This window comes from Sorangium sp. So ce1014 (assembly GCF_051521505.1).
Taxonomy (GTDB): domain Bacteria; phylum Myxococcota_A; class Polyangia; order Polyangiales; family Polyangiaceae; genus Sorangium.
The window spans coordinates 8,807,368-8,826,841 of the sequence record NZ_CP150356.1 but is presented as its reverse complement, the minus strand read 5'-3'; the positions used below and the strand labels follow the sequence as shown (position 1 = coordinate 8,826,841).

Below are 19,474 nucleotides of genomic sequence, written 5' to 3'. Positions count from 1 at the left end.
CCTGACGGCGTTTTTTGCAGGGTCATGGGGCCACCCGCGCGGGGGCGTGACCCAGTTTTTTGCAAGGTCATGGGGCCAGCTTCCGAGGTTTTTTGCAGCCTCATGGGGCCAGCTCGGGACGCCGCGGTCGGGATCTGAGACGGGTTCCTTCCGACGACGGCGCGGGTCGCCGTCGGAAGGAGCCCGATGCCCTACCGAGAGCTGATCATGGTTGACATCAAGGAAATGCTCCGCCGTCGTGCGGCGGGGCAGAGCGCGCGTCACGTCGCGCGCGAGACGCGGTTCGATCGCAAGACGGTCGGCAGGTACTTCGAGGCCGCAGCGACGTTGCCACGCCGCCCGCGCTCCCCACCTGCTCGTGCGCCCCATGCTGGCTGTTGCCACATCCCCAGAGCGATGCCGCCCCGAACCACACCCACCTCACCGATGTCATGCCGACCCAGCCGGGCAAAGGGCGTGCTCGTCCTGCACAGCCGGAAAAATGCCGCCGGCCGCAGCCAGCAGTGAACGCGCCGTCACAACGTGACGCACCGCCGGCACACCACTCGTCCACGCCACGCTGACGCTCGCGCGGAGGATCTCGAACACAAGCCATTGTGGCGTGGCGCGATCGAGCGCTATCGTTGCTTTGTGTCAGCGACCGGTTGGCGAGAGTTCAAGGCCGAGGGGAAGAACGAGGGTAAGAAGACGATGAGCCTCCGGGCTCACGCGACCGTCGTCGCGATGGCATGGCTGGCCGCGTGCAGCAGCGGCTCGAGCGAGCCGCCTCTGCCAGCGCCGTCGGGCGGGGCAAGCGGTATGTCGGCGGCCGGCGCCTCGTCCGCGGCAGGAGGCTCGAGCGGGAGCGCAGCACAAGCAGGTGCTGCGGGAGGGAGCGGCGGCGCTGCGGCTGTCGCGGGCTCGGCCGGCGTGGCCGGCACCCCGAACGCTGGCGGCGGCGCCGGAGCCGGTGGAGCGAGCGCGGGGGCGGGCGGCGCCGGCGCGTGCCCGGCGGGCTCGACGCAGCTGTCGCCGTGGCCCGGCAAGGCCGAGGTACGCACGCTCGACAGGGAGGACGCGTTCGAGCGCGATCTGAGCGGGCTGACCTACGAGGCGCCCGGAGTGCTGTGGGCGACCGACAACCTCTCCGCCAAGCTGTTTCGGTTGTTGAAGAGCGGAGGGAGCTACGCGCCGGACACGTCCAAGGACTGGGCCTCCGGCAAACGGCTGCACTACCCGAACGGCAAGGGCACGCCCGACGCGGAGGGCGTGACGTTCGCCGCCACGAGCGCCGCGGGCGTCTATGTGTGCGCCGAGCGCGACGCGGACGATTCGTCCGTGAGCCGGCCGTCCGTGTTGCGCTACGACGTGACGGCCGCCGGAGCGACGCTGACCGCGACTCACGAATGGAACCTCACCGCGCTCTTGCCCGAGGTCGACGCGAACGCGGGTCTGGAAGCGATCACTTGGGCGGCTGACAGCTTGCTCACGGCGCACCACTTCTTCGACGAGAGCAAGGCCCGAGCTTACGTCCCGAGCGACTACGGCGAGCACGGCGCCGGCCTGTTTCTGGTGGGCGTGGAGGAGACCGGCAAGGTGTACGCTTTCGCGCTGAACCACGAGAGCGGCGCGGCCACCTTGGTGGCCAGCCTCTCGACGCCGCTCGGGGGCGTGATGGGGCTCGAGCTCGACCGTGACACCGGGAGGTTGTGGGCTACCTGCGACGACACGTGCGACAACCAATCCGCCGTGCTCGGTATCGACGACGCGCTCGGGCGCTTCGTGCTGGAGCGGCGTTTCACGCACCCCGGCGGGCTGCCGGACTCCAACAACGAAGGCATCGCGCTCGCGCCGGACGCGGAGTGCAGCGGCGGCGTCAAGCCGTTCTTCTGGACCGACGACGCCGACGCCGACGGCTTTTCGGTGCGCGAAGGCTCGCTCGCTTGCGGTTGCCTCTAGAGTTGCCGGTCGTCGGGGCGCCTCGGGTCGGTGACTATTTGTTCCGGACGGGGCCGCGCCCATGCTCACCCCTGGAGCGTCGCGGAGCTCTCGCCGGAGAAGCGATCCGCGCTGCTCCCCGCGATCGTCGGCTTCTCGATGGAGATCACGCGGATCGAGGGCAAGCTCAAGCTGTCGCAGAACCGCCGCCCCGAGGATCGCGATGGCGCCATCGCCGGGCTGCGCGCGCGGGGCACGCCCGACGACCTCGCGCTCGCGGAACGGATGGAGCGCGCCCGCCCCCGCTGAGCCGTCAGGCTTCGCGCGCTTGCGACCTCCTCGCGGAGGCCGCTCCGCGCCGCCCTTCCAGCCCGCCGCGCTCACGGCGGAGCGGCGCTCGACGTGAGGCGGCGCTTCCTCGATGCGCGCCCGGGCAGCCCCCACGCCGGCCGCATGGAAGCGGGCGCCGGGATCTGCGCGCGACGAATTTGTGATCGCGGGGACGGAACCCGGAGATTGTACGGCCGGAGGCCTTGTCATGAGGCTCTTCATTCCTTGCCCCTGGAGCTTGCTTCCCGGCAGCGCGGTCGGGCTTCGAACTCATCGGATTCAGGAAATTTTCAACCTGCTCGGCGCTCCGGGTGGCGGTCGTGGAGGGGCGACTCCTCCACAGGTACGGGAGATATGAATGTTCAAAAAATTTAGAATGAACAAGGTGTTGGCAGGGATGGGCTTGTTGTCGGTCGGACTTGCGTCCTGCGGCGACCCGGTCGCAGGTGATGGACCGGCGGTCGTCGAGATGGAGCTCGATGAAGCTGAACAAGGGCTAGCGAATGGAACGCTTGTCTCGAATCGCTGGGCAGGCGGCATCGTTGATATTGGTTTCTGGAACGGGAGTCAGTGGGTCATGTCCGGCTGCAGCGGGCAGGTCGTGTCTCGTGATGCGATAGTGCTCGCCGCCCACTGTGTTCGTCGCTGGCTGACGCCGGATACGGCCAATCCGCCGAACGTCAACTACAATCCGCCGGATACCGGGACCACGTCGTTTGCGGCCTACCGAATGAACGAAGACGGCACCTGGACTTGCATCACGGATCCTGCCGGTGGTTGTCAATTGCAGGCAAGCTGGGCGGTGCCGTCGACGTACCTGGGCGTGTACCACACGGCGACGCAAGCATGGACCGGTGACAACGCGGATCGCGATGTCGCCACGCTGAATTTTGGCACGAACTTCGCGAACGTCGTGCAGAAGGACGCAGCCTATCTGAATTCAGGCGGTGACTCGACCATCGGGACCGCCTACGGCTACGCAGACTCGCCGGCGAGCGACGCCAGGCTTCGCGGGGGAAATTTCTCTGGTATTGCCTTGAGCGGCGGAGCCTACACAAAGACTGTCCCACAGGCCGACCCGCACCTGTGCGCCGGCGATTCGGGCGGGCCGCTGCGCTTCCTGACCAGCGCAGCGACCACTCCAGATAGCACCGTTCGTTCGGGTGTCCTCCTGGGAGTCAACTCCAAGGGAGGGTGTACCGGCGCCAATGTGGACAACATCTGGGCGCCGATCAACAGCAACCGTACCTTCATCGAGAACAACATCGGCCGGGCATGTGCCACCGTGGTTCAGAACGGTTGGAGCACCCGCGACTGCTGGTGAGCTTCGGAGCGCCCCGGCGACCGTTCGTCATCGACCGGTGTTCCTGGCGGGACTGTTCCGCGGGGGCGACGCTCCGAACCCCCAGTAGGGCGGCCCTCGGTGGGGTGAGCGGCCTGGAACGTCGGTCGGCTCACCGAGCGCGGTGAGGAAGCGGGCGATGTTGCTCGGCTCGGTGATCATGGCGACGAGGAGCGGTCCGCCGCCGTGCGATGATGGCGTCATGTGCGATGTACGCCGATCCATCACGCGCTGCCGTTCTGTCCCCATTGCCCTCGCGCTCCTGGCCTTGACGGCATGTGGAGGGGAGCCAGGGCCAGGCGTCGAGTCTGCCGAGGAGATCAGCGTCATCGAGAAGAGCTCGTGGATCGAAGGACGCGACGGTGGGGACAGCGGTGCCGTGTGGGGCAAGTCGGTCTGGGCCTACGGCGATACCGTGCTCACGACGGCCGACGAGGCCGGGACCAACTGGCACCACAACTCGTTCGACATCTCGGACGATCTCGACGCGTCGGACGGCATCGGCGGCTTCTCGTCGCCGTCCGACGGCGTCGGGGCGCCGGGGTATCTGATCGCGCCCACCGCTGTCGAGCAGGCGTTCAACGACGCTCACGCCGGCGAGGATTGTGCCGAGGCGCCGTGCGGCGCCCGCTGGGCGGTGTGGCCGGGCGCGCCGGTGTTCGATGCGGCGCGCGACCGGGCGCTGATCCCGTATGGCCTGATTTACGCCGAGCCGGGCGACTTCAACTTCCGCGGCGTGGGCCTGTCGTTCGCGATCTGGGAGCACCTCGACGAGGCGCCGGTGCGGCCGGTCGTGGACGCGAGCGCGGAGCACCCCGACCTGCTCTTCACGGAAGGCGAGCCCGGCTGGGGTGCCGGGGTGGTCACCCACGGCGACGACCTCTACACCTTCGCGTGCGACGGCGGCCTGTCCAAGCCGTGCCGCCTCGCGCGCGTGCCGCTCGAGACGCCCGTCGACCGAGGCGCCTTCCGCTACTTCGACGGCGGCGGCTGGAGCGATGACGCCGCCGATGCCGCCGAGCTGTTCGACGGCGCGCCCATCATGTCCGTCTCGTACTGTGAGCACCTCGCGGCGTGGCTCGCGGTCTACGCGCCCCCGTTCGACCATCGGATCGTGGCGCGCACCGCCCCCGACCTCACCGGCCCCTGGTCGGACGAGGCCACGCTGTATACGGCCCCCGAGGAGCACGCGCCGTACGACGCGGTTCACCACGCAGAGTACGAGGAGGACGGCGGCCGAGTGCAGTACGTCACGTACTCGCGGCCGACGAGCGGCTGGTTCGGGTCGGAGTTCGCGCTCGTCCGTGTCGTGCTCCAGTGACGGGCGGGCGCTCACCCGCAGCGTGCTGCAATTGAGCTCTGGTGCTGTACTTTGGGACGAAGCGCAGCACCACCAGGCGTCTAGCTGTCCGTGGCGATTCCGCTCCGGCACGTCGAACATGGTCGTTGGATCAGCGACAAGTCGCTCCAGGTACTGAACGTCCAGGTCTTCCGGCATGGGTCCCTGCGATCGATACAGCGTAGGAGTGTTCCCTCGCTCGCCCGACGTTTGGTTGTTCAGCTGCGGCCCGCCCCAGCGTAGCTCGGATGAGAGGCTGATGGCGTTCGCGGCGCGCGCTCTCGTCGCTCGCGACGGGGTAGCTCAGGGGACGGCCATCTTGCGAAGGCGACCTAGAGAACGAGAGCACAGGAGGGCCATGGTGCCGAACCCAACAAAACAGACACCAGCATCAGACCAGTTCTTGAGGTCGAATGCAGCGACTTGCACAAGCAAGAGATACGCGAAGGCGAGGTTGACCAGCGCCCAGGCAACGTTCACCGTCGGCGACGACAGCCCCTTGAAGGGCGGTGATGCGAATGGGCTCTGCAACGGTAGGCCGGACACGCCCGCGATCAGGTGAGGGAGCGCATTGGCGAAGAACGCCCCACCGAAGAAGTGCGCGGGATAGACATACCATGGCATGATAATCTCCTCGAGCTGTTCGAGCGGGGACTGCTATCGCGCCAAGAAGGTACCCTGTGGCGGCTTTCACATGCAAGGAGGAAGAGAAGGCCACCTCGGACAGCCGCGTGGCGAAGCCGTCCTCGCCAGCGGCTGGTTCGGCGGAGCATCGCGCCCACAGACCAGCGCGCTCCCGGTCAGGACGAGTGCCCCAGCACATGCGCGGCCCGCTCGGGGATGTCGCCCGCGCGCGCTTGCAGCGCGCGGAGCCGCTGTTCGGCGTGGGGCGCGAACATCCCCGTCGGGGCCGCGATCGACGAGGGCGAGGAGATCCGCGTGCCGCTCGCGGAAGAGGAGATCGTGGTCGGGAAGACCGTGCAGGAGGTCGGCCGGGTCCAGATCACGAAAGAGGTGATCACCGAGGAGAAGCAGGTCACCGTCCCCGTGTCGCGCGAGGTCGTGCACGTCCCCGTGAGCGAGGAGCGGCCGGCCGCAGCCGGCACCCTGTTCGAGGAGGGGTCGCTCAGCATTCATGGCGCCTCAGCTGGCCTTGCTCGACGCGCAGCGCCGGCGCTCGTTTCAGCAGAGTTCAGCAGAGAGGGCGTGGTCCGTGTCGAGAGCAGCTTGATGTCGACCCACGGCGGCGGCGCGCCGTAGCCCACCCGCCAGTTGGGCGCAAGGACCTTCGCAAGACGGCTGGAAGAAGGCGACGCTAGCTCAACACCTCATCCATGCATCGAAGCGGCCGCCTTCACCCTCGATGAAAGTGCGGTTCTGGATCGTCAGGCGCGGGATGTCTTCAGCGGTTATCGATGGAGACGCGGCGGCGTCGGGCGAGGGCTGCGCAAGCCTCCTGCTAGCATGGTCGCTGGCATCGTGCTGACCGCGGCCGGACCAACGGTGTGGATCGTCGGTGTGCTCTCGTCGACTTGCCGGAACGACAACCCGGATGCTTCGACGTCGTGCGGGCCGGGCGTGGGTGGAGCTTGGCTGTTCTTGGGCGGCGCCGTGTTGATTGGCACCGGGATACCGTTGATCGTGATCGGCGCCAAGCGCGTGCCCGCGACGCGCGTGTCCGTCGCACCTTGCGTGTCGCCTCGCAACGCTGGTTTGGCGCTGCGGCTCGACATGTCGCCGAGCCACTCGAACGCGGGCTCAGGGCCCGCGCGAGAGCCCCTTGCGTAGCTTCGTGCTGACGGGAGAGTAGCCGAGCGCCTGATAGAATGCGCGCGCCTCAGCGTTGAACTCGTAGACACCCAGCTCCAGCCACCTGGCACCGCGACCGAGCGCCCACTGCTCGGCTGCGCGAATGAGCGCGCGGCCCACACCTCGCCGGCGCCAGGAGCTCACCACGGCAATGCTATCCAGCACGCCCCAGCTTTGGTTGATGAACACCGCAAAGTCTGGCGCGCTCCGCATGATCACCGTTGCGGCGCCCGCAAGCTCCCCCGCGGCATCGGCAATCAAAACAATCGATCCCTCGTTCGCCAAAAGCTCGTCGAAGAACTCCCGAGGCCGCGGGTCCGCCTCAGGCTTCTGAAAAATCCAAGGCGCGTTCACGCGATGCAGCTCGTCCACTTGCGCAAGCAGGGCGGCCATGTCGCTGTAGTCACCCGGTGAAGCGCTGCGAACGACGAACGGCTCCGTCACGGCTGATCAGCCACTCCGCTGCTCAATCTACCGCCGCTGGATAGTGCCCGCATCCGGAAACCAGCCAGCGTGGTGTAGACAATATACCACAGCCGAGTGAACTTGTTGGATCTGTTGGTTTTTGTAGGCGGATCAGTGGATCCGTACTTTTGTACGTTATGTCAACTGCCGGTCGTTGGCGGAAAATTCTTGACAGGCTGGAATGTCTTTGCGAGGGCTATCCTCTCCGACTCCGGTGCTCGGCATACACTTCGCCGTCCATGTCCTTCCACTTCACGGTGCACGCAGTCGACCCGGGCTCACGCGCGCGTCGCGGCGCCCTCCTGACCCCGCACGGACGCGTCGAGACGCCGGCGTTCATGACCGTCGGTACGCGCGCGACGGTCACCGGCCTCTCACCTGCCGACCTCAAGGAGGTCGGCGCGCAGGTGGTGCTCGGCAACACGTACCACCTGATGCTCCGCCCCGGCGTGGAGCTGTTTCGCCGCATCGGCGGCATCCATCGCTTCATGGGCTGGAGCGGCCCGGTGCTCACCGACTCCGGCGGCTACCAGATCTTCTCGCTGCCGGGCGACCGGGTCATCACGGAGCAGGGCGCGCGGTTTCGCAGCTACACCGACCAGCGCGTGCACATGCTCTCGCCGGAGCGCTCCATCGAGGTGCAGACCGCCATCGGCGCCGACATCATGATGGTGCTCGACGTCTGCGTCGACGCGCGCTCCGACCTGACCACCACCCGCGACGCCATGGAGCGGACCCACCGGTGGGCGCTGCGCAGCCTCGCCTCGCGCACCGATTCTCCGCAGGCGCTCTTCGCCATCATGCAGGGCGGGATCTTCCCCGAGCTGCGCCGGGAGTCGGGCGCGTTCCTCACCGATCACCCGTTCGACGGCTTCGCGATCGGCGGCCTCGCCGTGGGCGACACCCGCGCCGAGCGGGAGGACGTCACGCGCATGGCCGCCGAGCTGCTCCCCGCCGATCGGCCGCGGTACCTCATGGGCGTGGGGACGCCCCCCGACCTCCTGAACGCGATGCTCGCCGGCGTCGACATGTTCGACTGCATCCTGCCGACCCACCTCGCCTGGCAGGGCACCGCGTTCACGTCGACGGGCCGGGTGAAGCTCACGCGCGCGTCGCACGCCGCCGAGGATCGACCGCTCGACGCGGACTGCGCCTGCGCGACGTGCAGCAGCTTCACGCGGTCCTACCTGCACCACCTCTTCAAGTGCGGCGAGCCGCTCGGCCCGCGGCTGCTGTCCATGCACAACCTCCACCATTATCTCTCCCTGATGGCCGAGGCGCGCGCTGCGATCGTCGCCGGCAACTTCGCCGCTCACGCCCGCGACAAGCTGGAGGCCATCGACCGGCACGAGCACAGCGGCCGCCGGATGGGCGCCGAGGCGACCGCGTGAGCGCCGGCGATCCGCGCTGCGAGGTGGTGACCACCCGCGGCGGCGCGCGGGCGATGCTCGACCGAAAGACCGGCGAGGTGATGCACCCCGTGGTCGGACCGTCGATCGAATCTGCGCGGCTGTACTGCGAGCCGGCCCGGCTGTCGGCCCGGCTCTCAGCGCCGGTCTCCGGCGCGCGCGCGGAGCCGCTCGTGCTGCTCGACGTGGGCCTCGGCGCCGGGTCCAACGCGAGCGCCGCGTGGCGGCTGTCCGAGGCGCTGCCGGCGAGCGCGCGACGGCTGGAGATCGTCAGCTTCGATCACAGCCTCGACGCGTTCGCGCTCGCGGCTCGTCCCGAGCACGCCGCCGACTTCGGGCTCGACGGCGCGGCCGGGCTCGCCGCCCGCGCGTTGCTCGCCGCCGGACACCACGAGACGGCGCGCTCGCGCTGGCGGCTGGTTCACGGCGAGCTGCCGGCGGCCCTCGACCTCGAGGCCGCGGCGGCGGCGGACGTGGCGTTCTGGGACCCGTTCTCGCCGCGCGCCAACCCCGACCTCTGGACGCTCGCGGCCTTCACAGCGCTGCGGCGCTGCTGCCGCGCGGGCGCGACCGTGCATACGTACAGCGGCGCGACCGCGACCCGCTCGGCGCTGCTGCTCGCGGGCTTCGCCGTGGGCGTGGGCGAGTCGACGGGAAAGAACAAGACAGCGACCTGCGCGGCGGTGGATCTCCGGGACCTCGCGCGCCCGCTCGATCGGCGGTGGATCGAGCGCCTCGGTCGCTCGTCGGCCGCGTTCCCTCCCGACGCGCCGGCTGACGCGCTGGCGCAGGTCGCGTCGCTCCCGCAGTTTCACGCGGCTCGACCGGAGGTCGAGGGGAGCTGCCTCTCGTCGAGAAGGCAGATGTGATCGACGCGCAAGGCAACGCCGTGGAGGAGGGAAAGGCGACCCCACCGATCACGCGGCTCTCCTCGACGAGCGCGCCGCGCAGGGTTGTCCCCCGCGCGGTGCCACCTCGCGACAGGCACTCTCGCACGGCACCGCCGTAGGGCCGAAAGGACACCGCTCCTCCGGCAGGAGTGGCTGTGCAGCTCGTCATCGATCATGTGACAATCGAGCTGGCGGTCTTGCTTTGCCACGCCTTTCGAGCGGATAGGACAAGCAAACGCGTTCCGCAAAGTCAAGATTCTCGGAGCCGTTCCTGACTCGTGCAGTCCGACGGTACGAGCTCATTGACAGAACGGGCCTTGTGCGTTCAGGCAGGTCTTCCACGCCTGAAACGCCTGGGATTACCGCGACGTAGCACCAAGCGGAAGGCATCCTACCGTATAGCTGTACCCTACTGGGAAGCCGGGAACCTCCGCGTGCTCGAGGATGCCGCCCACGACAGCCGCCCAGGACTCGAACGAGTCGAGGGTGCGTTTCCCTGGCGGTCGTCCTGCGGCGAGCCAGGCGCGAACGAGCACCAGAACCGCGCGCACCAGCCGCACGCGGTTCGTCTTCGTCCATTCGCGCAGCGGCGAGTGCTTGAAGCCCGTGCGCGCCCACGGCCGGTCCGTCTTGGCGTCGAGCCGCACGCGCACGCAGCGCCGTGCGATCTCGAGCGACAGGTGCGGGTTGTTCGCGGTGACGATCCACGTCGCGCGGTTCGGCAGGTCGATCATCCTCGTCTGGCCGAGGATGCGGTCGGACCGAGCATCCAGTACTCGCGCCAGTTCTCTCAGCAGCTCGGCCAGCTCGCGTCCGTCACGAACGTCCTTCAATCGGGTGTTGCCTCCGCAGATCGGGTGTTCGAGCTGCTCGACGAACAGGGCCAGTCGCCCGACGCCACCCCGCCCGCGGCCCTGCCGAAGGTCACCGGCGAGGTCCGGTTCGAGCACGTGACGTTCCGCTACAAGCCCGACGAGCCCCTGATCGAGGACCTCGACCTCACGATCATGCCAGGCCAGACGGTCGCGATCGTCGGCCCGACCGGCGCCGCCGGCCCGAGGTCGTCTTCGGGTGACGGCGGAGCGCCTGACGGCTCGGGCGGTTCAGCGTCGACGGTAGCGGGGGGAGGATCAGGTCCCGCTCAGTCGCCGAGCGAGCGCACCGTGCCGCTGTAGCTCACGCCGTGGATCGGCTCGAGGTCCGCGAACGACAGATCGAGCGAGCCTTCGCGGAATGTCCCGCGCAAGTCCGCCGTATCGGCGGCGACGCCGGGCACCACGCCCGAGATCGTGCCCGTGAACACGCCCTCGGTCGCGATCTTTCCGGCGATCGTCACGTTCACGACCCGACCGGCCGACGTGCACGTGGTCTGCCCCGAGACCGCGGCGACCTCGTCGTAGGCGACATCGTAGAAATTCAGGTCGAGATCGAAGGCGCTGGCGCAGGTGAAGTGGCCCGGCGCGCCGGTGCTGCCCTGAAGGCGGACCTGGTGCGGGAGGGCCGCGCAGCCCACCCGCTGGTGGGCCTGGTAGCGCTCCCGGGCTCGTTCCCAGCTCGGGACGACGATTCGCTTCGTGGCCTCGTTCGACAGGTCGTTGGGCTCTGTCGGCCGGGCGTCGACGTAGAAGCCGAACTCGTTGAGCTCGGGGATGTGCAGCGTCGAGCGGATCCCGGAGGGATACATGTTCTGCGAGCCGACGTAGAAGCCGGCGCCGTCGAGCATGTAGAACTTCGCGTGCGAGCCTGGCTGCGAGTGTTCCGGCATGTGATCGAAGAAGGCGACATGAACGCCGCCTTGACCGCCACCTTGACGTTCCAGCGGCTCCAATCGGTCCCCAGGCGCTCGGTCAGCTTGTTGTAGATATCGTCGACGCCGTGGCGCCCCGGGATGTCGAGCAAGCCGTACATGAACCGGATCACCGGCTTCTGCTCGTCAGGTAGGACTTCGCCCCGCGCCGGGGCGAGGTCGTGGTGCAGCTTGAGCAGCCGGTCAGGGAAGCCGTACTCCTCGTGGAAGTAGAGCGACGAGTGCGAGAACGCCCTCCGCGTCTTCAGCAGCTCATCGCCGACGGCAGCGAAGTAGTCCTTGAACGTGTCGGTGCTGTTGTCGATGGCGTAAAGCCAGTGCTTGGGGAACTGCGCGCAGGGGGCGAGCCGGTCCCTGACGCCGGGGACACCCACCATTGCCCAGCCGGCCGACGACAGCGGCTCGGATCGGCACCGCTTCTTGGGGAGCTCTTTGACCTCCGGCGCGGCGAGCTCTTTGACCTCCGGCGCGGCGAGCGCTTCGACCTCCGGCGCGGCGAGCGCGCCGACAGCTGCTCCGGAGCCTGCGTCAGGAGAGACGCAGCCCCCGGCGAGCACGGGGACGATGGACAGGGCCATCGCGGGCAGGCGGTGCGGATTGGATTTCTTCAAGGACGATTCCTTTCGATGGACGTGAGAGCATGCGTCGTACCAGCTCGTATCGGCTCGTCCCGGCGTGGGCCGCAGCTCGCCCCGTCTCGCGGGCGACGGCCATTCGATGCCGGCCGGCGCCGCTGCCGTCGCGCTGCGCCGGGAGCAAACATTGCTCGAAGGAGCGCGCGGAGAACGCAAGTCTTGCTCAGGTCGGCAAAGCTTGCCGGAGCGGGAGCTGGGTGCTGGGAGGTGATGACCCGACCCTCGTCATGGGTCGGACCAAGGGCGGCGTGGCATCGCTCCCCTGCAGCGCACGGGGTTCGGCGACCGATCTGGAAACGCGTTCCGCAAAGAACTCATCACGCTTTCTTCCGATCCTGCCGCTCGAGTCTTTGCGACACACCGAATGGCAGAAATGGGCGCGCCGGCTCTGGCTGCCATACGATCGGTACTGGATGGCTCGGCAGTCAATCCTTTCGGGCATTCGTACCGGAGCTACGGGGAGGTCTACCGATGCGCTCTGATCTCCGCCCGACTCATGGGAGCGCAAGCCATCAGTCTAGAGCCTCTCCTGCGCGACGCCGCTCGCGATTCAACCGGAATTTGCTCGGCAGAAGCGATCCAGGCCCTCCGATGCATCGGCTGGAAGGACGACGAGACTCTATCCGTGCTTGCTGAAGCGCTCGATCGAGACATGGACACGGCAGCCGAGGCCGTGATTGCGATCGAACACGCAGGAAAGGCCGATCATCCGGCGGTGGCGAACCGGCTGAGCTCATCTCCGCGCGCCAGGGAAATGATGGCCCGGTTTGGTCGCAGGAACCGCCCCTGGCCAACGGAATAGCGCCTTCGCGGCGACCGAGAGGCGCTCGCGAATAGGCAGGTGTTCGCTTTGTGCGGATAGGACAAGCAAACGCGTTCCGCAAAGTCAAGATTCTCGGAGCCGTTCCTGACTCGTGCAGTCCGACTGCACGAGCTCATTGACAGAACGGGCCTTGTGCGATCAGGCAGGTCTTCCACGCCTGAAACGCCTGGGATTACCGCGACGTAGCACCAAACGGAAGGCATCCTACCGTATAGCTGTACCCTACTGGCACCGGCCTCGAAATCCGCGGAAATCCGCGGAAGAAGCTCGCCCCCATGTCTGCCTCCGCCCCCGCTGCCGCTGCCGCTACCGCCTCCGCTTCCGTTTCCGCCTCCGCCCCCCGCGGCGCTGCCTCGTGCCCTCACGCGAGAATGGCACGCGGTCGATGCCGCGGAGATGTCAACGTCGACGGCGGCGAAGAAGGAGGCCGATGCCGACGAGCGCGAGCCATCCGGCATTCCCCGAGGAGCGCGCGGCGACCCCGCATTGCCCGCCACCGCCACCGGGAGGAATCTCCGCGCCGCCGCTTCCGCCTGCGCCGCCTGCGCCGCCCACGCCGCCCACTCCGCCCGCTCCGCCGGCACCGCCAGCTCCGCCTGCGCCACTGCCATCCACGCACACGCCGCCCGTGCAATCGCCGCTCGCGCATTCATCGCCGATGACACATGCAGCGTCGAGCGCGGCATTGCCGAGCGGGTAGAGCTCCACGCTCACCTTGGGTTCGGAGAACGCGTACGTCTGTCCGCCGGTCACGAGCAGACCGTGCCCTGGCACGAACGTGGCCGTGTGTCGCCAGCGGTTCCCTGCCATGGGCGGGAGCAAGGTCCATGTCCCGGTCACGGGATCGTACACCTCCACGGACGTGAGCGCCGTGCCGCTACCTGCGCCGACGCCGCCGGTGACAATCACGCGCCCGCTCGGGAGCGACGTCATCGTATGCCCCCACCTCGCCTCGTTCATGGGCGCGATATCGACCCACGTATTCGCGGCCGGATCATAGACCTCTGCCGTCGCCGTGCTCGGAGAGCCTCCCGCGACGAGCACGTCGCCAGACGGCAAGAGCGCGGCCGTGTGCCGCTGGCGGCTCGCGTGCATGGGCGAAACGACGGTCCACGTATCGGTCGCGGGGTCGTACACCTCGGCCTCGACCAAAGATATCTGAATATCGTCGCCTTCCTCCGTCGGGGCCCACGCCCGGCCGCCCGCGACGAGCACGAGCCCGGAAGGCAACGTCGTCGCCGTATGGCTCGCGCGGCCTTGATTCAGGCTTCGATCGAGGAGTGTTTGGCCCATGCGATCATAACGGAGCGAGCTCCTCCCCGTGTCGAAGTCCATAGTTCCGCCCGTGAGGAGCACATCGCCGTCCGGGAGCACGCTGAGCGTCACATCGTCGAGAAAGATCGAGGCGAGCAGGGGTTCTGCGACCCAGGTATCGCTCACGGGGTCATACGTGTAGGCCTGCTCGAGGTCGCGGACCACCCACAGGCCATCTGGGAGCAGAGCCCCTGTCGTGAAATACATTACAGGCGCGGGGTCTCGCGGCGTCCACGTCCCGGTGTCCAGATCGAGCGCCTCGAACGAGGAGCCATCCCCCGGCTCCAGGTTCGTGTGCCCGCCCGCGGCGACCACGCCAATACCCGAGAAAAAAGCCGCCGCATGACCGTGGCGTGTCACGGCCATGTCCGGCAGGCCCTGCCAGACCGAAGCGAGCGCAGAGGACGAAAGCGAAAGGCAAAGCGGCACGATGCAAGCAATAGGGGATCGACGAAGGTGCATAGCTCTCCTGCGTTTGTCGAGATACGTCCCCCGTCCCTGGTACGACGAGCAACGATCGTGCATGAGATCTGTGATGTCGTCAACATGGGAGCAAGCAAAGAGCGGGAGCTTCCCCCTGCTTTCCCCTCGATCTCCTGCTGCTCTCGCCGCCCATTCCCGGCTGCGCTCTCCTCTGCTCATGCCGCTCGTACCGGTCCGGCGGCATGCAATTCGAACATGGCGACCGCCACACCTGGCAAGGTCCATGGCCCATCCGGCACTCGACCTGTTCCCCTTCCTCAACAGCGGTACTCGATCAGATTCCGGTTGCCGCCTCCGCCTCCGCCTCCGCCTCCGCCCCCACGTTTGCCCCCGCACCCTCCTCCACCCCGCGCCGCGCCCGTATACCGTCCCGCCCGATGGCTCGCCGTCGCGCCTTCGCCCTCGCTCTTCTCGCCGCCACCTTCGTGGTAGCGCCCGCGCGCGTGGGCGAGCGCTCACCCGAGGACGGCGCCGCCGCGATCGGCTTCGCCCTTGCGCGCTGGGGTCTTGAGCTCGTGACGGTGGCCGAGGTCCGGCGGTGCGTGAGCCCGGCCAAGATCCTCGGCGACAGCGCCGTTGCCGGCTGGGCCACGCTGCGCCGGTGGGCGCGCATGTCGCGCAGCGACATCCGCGACATCTATCGCCAGCTCTGCCATGCGCTCGGCCTCAACCCCGCTGCGACCGCGGCGGCCGCCTTCTACGCTGTCAGCGCTCATGTCGAACCCCTGGGCCGTGAGCGCATCCACCCGGTTTTCCTGCTGGACGAGGCGCACCTGCTCCATCAGGACACGCTCGATCATCTTCACATCTTGTTGAACTACGAATGGGACAGCCGCGCGCTGCTGTCGCTAATCCTGGTAGGGCTCTCTGACCTCCAAGGCCGGCTTGAGCTGCGCAAGAACCGCTCGCTGTACTCGCGCATCGAGCGGCGTCTGTCGATTGGTGCGATGGTCCCCGACGACACCGGCGAGTACGTGCGGTTACGGATGAGCCGCGCCGGCGCCGACCGCGACGTCTTCACCGCGACGTCTTCACCGCGGACGCTCTCAGCCTGCTCCACGAGGCGGCTGGCTCAAGCCTGCGCGAGATCGACCGCATGGCCACCGCCGCGCTGCGCGAGGCGGCGCGGCGGAAGAAGAAGCTCGTCGAGCGCGACGTGATGGCGCGGCTCGTCGGCGACCTGGGGACGGACGGCAGCTGACGCGGACCGAGACGGCACGCGCCCCCTCGGCGCCGGCGGAGGAACCCCTCGCCGGCGCCGATATCGGCGGTCACGAACGATGATGGCGATCGTCAGGCGCCCTGCGGTGCGCGCCCGAACGATGGCCGTCGCGAGTCCTGAACGCAACCGAGCACGCCCGCGATGGCCGTCAATGAGCCTGCTCGGCGGAGCATAAGCCAGCCTGATCGTCAACAGCTCGGTGCGCGCGGCCCGCGACGTCGCGGCGGTGAAGAGGCACCGCAAGGAGCTGGATCACTCCACGAGCTCATTGAGAGAACGGGCCATATGCGATCAGGCAGGTCTTCCACGCCTGAAACGCCTGGGATTACCGCGACGTAGCACCAAGCGGCAGGCATCCTACCGTATGGCGGTACCCTACTGGCTCGCCGATCTTTAGAACGATCTCGCGACCTGGTTCACCTTCGACGCTATACCGACGAACGGCTATGACCTTGTATTTTTGTCGAGCCACCCGCGCAGGATAGCTAAATCGAGCTGCTCTCGCCGTTTGCGAACTGGAGCGTCGGGCCGAGCGGCCGGGGAGCCGCCCGGAAGAACGGTAAACCCGAGGGCGAGGCCGCAGCGCCTGTTCCGCCCGGCGCGCCCCTGCCGCCCGAGGGGCAGAGCGCCGGGCCGTCGCCGGCTGGCTCCGATATCGGAAGCAGGCCCGAACCGCCGCGCCGCGGCTTCCGTTCTCAGTCGTTGAGGACCTTCTGGATCTCGCGCACGCCGCGCCATTCCATGTACATGATGAATCGGATGTGGTTGAGGGGCTGAATCACGTCGTCCGTGCTCACGAGCTGGCGCTTCGTCGTCTGCAGCGCCGGGTCCCTGACCCACGTCGCCGCGGAGGCGGGGTCGTACTGGCCGTGGGCCTTCTTGATCAGCCCCTTCTCGAACAGCCACCGGAAGCCCGCTTCTTGCTCCAGGATCTCGGCGATCGCCGCGTCGTAGCTCGGGCCGACGGCCGGGTTGGAGGGGGGCACGTCCAGGTGGTCGTCGTTCTTGGGCGGGTCCTGGTGCCGCCGCAGCTTGTCGCGGACCACCCCACGGACCTGCGCCGTGACCGACGCCCAGTTCACGGCGACGGTCTTGTCGGCCGGCTGTCCATTGTTGACCTTCTCCTTGTAGCGGACATTGCCGCTCAGCAAGCTGATCGTCCGCTCGCGCCAGAAGATCCCCGCGCTCATGGAGAGCAGGTGGAGCACCGCGCGTCGTGTGTACTGGCTGTTCAGGGCGAGCCCGTCGGCGAGCTGAATCTGGATGTTGTCGCCGTCGCCCATGCCTGGCCTGCGCCAGTTGGCGGGGTTCGTGCCGTCGAGCACGTATTCCTCGGCGAGCACGTCGAAGATCGAACGGCTCCCGTTCCATGCCACGAGGAGGTTGCGCAGCTCGTGCTTCTTGATCCGCAGGTTGTGGATGCCTTTTTCGAGCGTGACCTTGCCGGCGCGGCTGTTCGTCCACATGTCGTCGATGTTGTAGGAGACGTCGCCGCTCCCGAGGTCGAAGTGGATGTTCGAGTGAGGGATCTTGGACCCCGCGACGATCCCCTTGCCGCCTTCGCGCGTCTGGTTGTTGTAGTCGGTGGCGGCGACGATGGTCAGATTCCTGAAGGACACGGCCTGTGCGGCCTGGATGACGGCGCCGCCCGGCCCGCGCAGGCCCGGGGCGGCGGCCCGTGGCTGGACGACGGTGGCGGGGTGAGGCGGCAAGTCGGGGGCGGCATTCGGTCCGGGGGACGCCCTCCGCTGCGCGACGGTGGCTGGATGGGGAGGCAGGGGAGGGGTCCCGGCCCACCGTGGAGCGGCCTTCTTCTGCGCCACGGTGGCGGGGTGTGGTGCGCCCGCGACCCGCGATGGGGAGCCTGTCCACGACGAAGATCTGGCCATGGTCGTTTGCCGAGCATCCCATGTGCGCCCCGGCCCTCCAACAATTCGGCGCGCTTGGGACGACCTCCTGCAGGCGGTCGAAGTGTAAGGATGGCCCTTTGATGCATGGATAAGTCGTAGATACAGCGTCAGGTTCCCAGGAGGGGGGCGGATCGCGTAGCGCGGAGCTTCTCCGCGAAGGCGCGGATGCTCGCCTGGCTCGCGAGATCCAGCGCCATCACCTCCACGTGGCCACGATCGCCGCGCAGATCCGCGAGACCCGCCGGCACCTCGCCACGCGCCCGCTGCCCTTCGTGATCAACGGCATGCCGACGGAGCTCCTGTGGCCGTCGAGCACCGCCGACGACGACGCGTGCCGGTTCCTCCGCGGCAAGGTCGTCGAGATCGCGCGTTCCTCGTCGCCGAAGCCGAAGCGAGCCCAGGGCCAATGCCGGTCAGTCAAGGGGCGCGCCATCGAGCCCCCTCTCCTCACTTCACCGGCGCGCCGCCGGCCTCGCCCGTCGCCGCCATGCGCCGCATGCAGAGCTTGAGGCCCGCGCGGAGGTTGCCCACCGTCGTGACGCCGGAGAGGTCGACGCCGAGCGTGATCATCGTCTGGGCGACGTTCGACCGGATCCCCGTGACGATCCCCTCCGCGCCGAGGAGCCGGATGGCGTCGATCATCTCGATGAGGTGCCGGGCCGTGTCCGTATCGACCGCATCGACGCCGGTGAGATCGAGGATCGCATACCGAGCGTCCTTGCTCACGATCGTCGAGAGCAGGTTGTCCATCACCTCGGAGAGCCGCAGGCTATCCACCACACCCACCATCGGGAGGGTCAGCACCTTGTCCCACACCTCGATGATGGGCGTCGAGAGATCGCGGATGACCTTCTGCTGCTTCTCGATGAGCTGCAGCTTCGCCCGGAGCTCGATCTCTTTCTGCCTCGCCTCGGAAGCGTTCAGGGTGACGCTGATCGCGCCGTCGGGCTCCCCGCGAGCGTCGTGAACCGGGAGATACCATGTCTCCCAGCTCGCGCCCTGCACGTCGGAGACGTCTCGCGCGGCTTCCCCTGCGAGCGCGCGGCGCATTCCCCACGAGGCCTCCATGTCGCTGCCGTACAGCTCGAGTATGTTCGCGCCGAGGAACTGCCCCGGCTTGACCCCGGCGGCCTCCGTCCCCTTGCCGTCATGGAACGTGAAGACACCCTCGCGATCGTACTTGCACACGACGATCGGCAAATGGTCGAGGATGGCCTGGAGGAGCTGCTGCGCCACCCCGGGCTCCGCCTCGGCCGGGGCCCGCGCCGAGGTGCCCTGCTCTTCGTCACGCCCGACGCTGCGCCCCACGTAGATCGCGCGGGCCGGCCGCCCGGACCCGTCGCGGAGGGGATGCTGAGCCCACGCGACGACGACCTCGCTCCCGTCCTTCCGCGCGCTCTCGCAGCGATGCGGCGCGCCGCTGCCGTCCTCGGCGAGGCGCCGGAAGGCCTCCCGGCCGCCGCGGCCCGACAGCGTGTCGAGCAGGCTCTGCCCAAGGACCTCCTCCGCCGTGTACCCGAAGAGGCGCTCTGCGGCCTCGCTCCATCCGGCGATCACCGGATCGCGGAGATCGCCGGAGGCCTCGATCAGCGCGAGCGGCGCCGCCTCCCCGCGCGCGGCGCGGGTCCCCGCCCCAGCCACCTCGACCGACTTCTCATCCCCCATCATGAAACCACTCTACCAAGCGCGTACGCCGCGCGTCGAGCGTCAGTTCACCCTCACCGCGAAGCAGGGTCAGCCATGAGGGCAACGAGCCCACGCCGGAGTTCATGGATGAGC

The 19,474-nt window shown here is 68.1% G+C and carries 16 protein-coding genes and 3 pseudogenes; 10 read left to right on the top strand and 9 right to left on the bottom strand.

What is annotated here, in order from left to right; translation table 11 throughout:
* The first annotated feature begins 522 nt into the window (after positions 1 to 522).
* From WME75_RS33450 to WME75_RS33435, 4 genes are all read left to right on the top strand, one after another.
* Positions 523 to 1,938 (top strand): SOS response-associated peptidase family protein, encoded by a 1,416-nt coding sequence (locus tag WME75_RS33450; RefSeq protein ID WP_437479348.1) that lies wholly within the window; start codon positions 523 to 525, stop codon positions 1,936 to 1,938.
* Between the two features lie 30 nt (positions 1,939 to 1,968).
* Positions 1,969 to 2,226 (top strand): hypothetical protein, encoded by a 258-nt coding sequence (locus WME75_RS33445; RefSeq protein ID WP_437479346.1) that lies wholly within the window; start codon positions 1,969 to 1,971, stop codon positions 2,224 to 2,226.
* 397 nt (positions 2,227 to 2,623) lie between these two features.
* Entirely contained in the window at positions 2,624 to 3,571 is a 948-nt protein-coding gene (locus WME75_RS33440) for a hypothetical protein (protein ID WP_437479345.1), read from the top strand.
* Positions 3,572 to 3,728: 157 nt separating this feature from the next.
* The gene (locus WME75_RS33435) at positions 3,729 to 4,910 is read left to right on the top strand and encodes a DUF4185 domain-containing protein (RefSeq protein WP_437479343.1); all 1,182 of its coding nucleotides are present in this window, start codon (positions 3,729 to 3,731) and stop codon (positions 4,908 to 4,910) included.
* Between the two features lie 321 nt (positions 4,911 to 5,231).
* On the opposite strand, the gene WME75_RS33430 is transcribed toward WME75_RS33435, so the two are convergent.
* Positions 5,232 to 5,552: a hypothetical protein gene (locus WME75_RS33430; protein WP_437479341.1), complete on the bottom strand. Its 321-nt coding sequence runs from the start codon at positions 5,550 to 5,552 to the stop codon at positions 5,232 to 5,234.
* A gap of 216 nt (positions 5,553 to 5,768) precedes the next feature.
* Here WME75_RS33430 and WME75_RS33425 point away from each other — a divergent pair.
* Positions 5,769 to 6,023 (top strand): annotated as a pseudogene (locus WME75_RS33425) (DUF2382 domain-containing protein); the annotation flags it as partial.
* Between the two features lie 40 nt (positions 6,024 to 6,063).
* Here WME75_RS33425 and WME75_RS33420 read toward each other — a convergent pair.
* A pseudogene (locus WME75_RS33420) lies at positions 6,064 to 6,229 on the bottom strand (PLP-dependent aminotransferase family protein); the annotation flags it as partial.
* Between the two features lie 457 nt (positions 6,230 to 6,686).
* Entirely contained in the window at positions 6,687 to 7,181 is a 495-nt protein-coding gene (locus WME75_RS33415; protein WP_437479340.1) for an N-acetyltransferase family protein, read from the bottom strand.
* Between the two features lie 260 nt (positions 7,182 to 7,441).
* Between WME75_RS33415 and tgt the strand changes: the two genes are divergently transcribed.
* Together tgt and WME75_RS33405 are read left to right on the top strand one after the other, a co-directional pair.
* Entirely contained in the window at positions 7,442 to 8,593 is a 1,152-nt protein-coding gene (tgt, locus tag WME75_RS33410) for a tRNA guanosine(34) transglycosylase Tgt (protein ID WP_437479338.1), read from the top strand.
* Entirely contained in the window at positions 8,590 to 9,480 is an 891-nt protein-coding gene (locus tag WME75_RS33405; RefSeq protein ID WP_437479336.1) for an MnmC family methyltransferase, read from the top strand. Before tgt ends, WME75_RS33405 begins: the two co-directional genes overlap by 4 nt.
* 380 nt (positions 9,481 to 9,860) lie before the next feature.
* Here WME75_RS33405 and WME75_RS33400 read toward each other — a convergent pair whose 3' ends face one another.
* Positions 9,861 to 10,334, bottom strand: a complete 474-nt coding sequence (locus WME75_RS33400; RefSeq protein ID WP_437495092.1) for a hypothetical protein — start codon at positions 10,332 to 10,334, stop codon at positions 9,861 to 9,863.
* Between WME75_RS33400 and WME75_RS33395 the strand changes: the two are divergent.
* Positions 10,269 to 10,550 (top strand): annotated as a pseudogene (locus tag WME75_RS33395) (ABC transporter ATP-binding protein); the annotation flags it as partial. The gene WME75_RS33400 and the pseudogene WME75_RS33395 sit on opposite strands and share 66 nt — an antisense overlap.
* A 92-nt stretch (positions 10,551 to 10,642) precedes the next feature.
* Here the strand turns inward: WME75_RS33395 and WME75_RS33390 are convergent.
* Positions 10,643 to 11,266, bottom strand: coding sequence for a hypothetical protein (locus tag WME75_RS33390; RefSeq protein ID WP_437479335.1), 624 nt, complete (start codon positions 11,264 to 11,266; stop codon positions 10,643 to 10,645).
* 1,173 nt (positions 11,267 to 12,439) lie between these two features.
* Here WME75_RS33390 and WME75_RS33385 point away from each other — a divergent pair.
* On the top strand, positions 12,440 to 12,745 hold the full coding sequence (locus tag WME75_RS33385) for a hypothetical protein (protein WP_437479333.1): 306 nt from the start codon (positions 12,440 to 12,442) through the stop codon (positions 12,743 to 12,745).
* Between the two features lie 420 nt (positions 12,746 to 13,165).
* Here the strand turns inward: WME75_RS33385 and WME75_RS33380 are convergent, their stop codons facing one another.
* Positions 13,166 to 14,509 (bottom strand): Kelch repeat-containing protein, encoded by a 1,344-nt coding sequence (locus WME75_RS33380; RefSeq protein WP_437479331.1) that lies wholly within the window; start codon positions 14,507 to 14,509, stop codon positions 13,166 to 13,168.
* A 431-nt stretch (positions 14,510 to 14,940) separates the two neighbouring features.
* Here WME75_RS33380 and WME75_RS33375 point away from each other — a divergent pair, with 431 nt between their 5' ends.
* Positions 14,941 to 15,723, top strand: coding sequence for an AAA family ATPase (locus tag WME75_RS33375; protein ID WP_437479330.1), 783 nt, complete (start codon positions 14,941 to 14,943; stop codon positions 15,721 to 15,723).
* A gap of 757 nt (positions 15,724 to 16,480) precedes the next feature.
* On the opposite strand, the gene WME75_RS33370 is transcribed toward WME75_RS33375, so the two are convergent.
* The 3 genes from WME75_RS33370 to WME75_RS33360 form a co-directional block, all read right to left on the bottom strand.
* Entirely contained in the window at positions 16,481 to 17,404 is a 924-nt protein-coding gene (locus WME75_RS33370; RefSeq protein WP_437479328.1) for a hypothetical protein, read from the bottom strand.
* 487 nt (positions 17,405 to 17,891) lie between these two features.
* Positions 17,892 to 18,116 carry a hypothetical protein gene (locus WME75_RS33365; RefSeq protein WP_437479326.1) on the bottom strand — a complete coding sequence of 75 codons (225 nt, stop codon included), beginning with the start codon at positions 18,114 to 18,116 and terminating at the stop codon, positions 17,892 to 17,894.
* Between the two features lie 26 nt (positions 18,117 to 18,142).
* Positions 18,143 to 19,363 (bottom strand): PAS domain-containing protein, encoded by a 1,221-nt coding sequence (locus WME75_RS33360; RefSeq protein ID WP_437479324.1) that lies wholly within the window; start codon positions 19,361 to 19,363, stop codon positions 18,143 to 18,145.
* Between the last annotated feature and the right edge of the window lie 111 nt (positions 19,364 to 19,474).

Coding starts and splice junctions, on each gene's coding strand:
- WME75_RS33440 (WP_437479345.1), top strand. CDS start 2,624: ATGAACAAGGTGTTGGCAGGGATGGGCTTGTTGTCGGTCGGACTTGCG.
- WME75_RS33435 (WP_437479343.1), top strand. CDS start 3,729: ATGTTGCTCGGCTCGGTGATCATGGCGACGAGGAGCGGTCCGCCGCCG.
- WME75_RS33430 (WP_437479341.1), bottom strand. CDS start 5,552: ATGCCATGGTATGTCTATCCCGCGCACTTCTTCGGTGGGGCGTTCTTC.
- tgt (WP_437479338.1), top strand. CDS start 7,442: ATGTCCTTCCACTTCACGGTGCACGCAGTCGACCCGGGCTCACGCGCG.
- WME75_RS33390 (WP_437479335.1), bottom strand. CDS start 11,266: ATGCCGGAACACTCGCAGCCAGGCTCGCACGCGAAGTTCTACATGCTC.
- WME75_RS33385 (WP_437479333.1), top strand. CDS start 12,440: ATGGGAGCGCAAGCCATCAGTCTAGAGCCTCTCCTGCGCGACGCCGCT.
- WME75_RS33375 (WP_437479330.1), top strand. CDS start 14,941: ATGGCTCGCCGTCGCGCCTTCGCCCTCGCTCTTCTCGCCGCCACCTTC.
- WME75_RS33360 (WP_437479324.1), bottom strand. CDS start 19,363: ATGATGGGGGATGAGAAGTCGGTCGAGGTGGCTGGGGCGGGGACCCGC.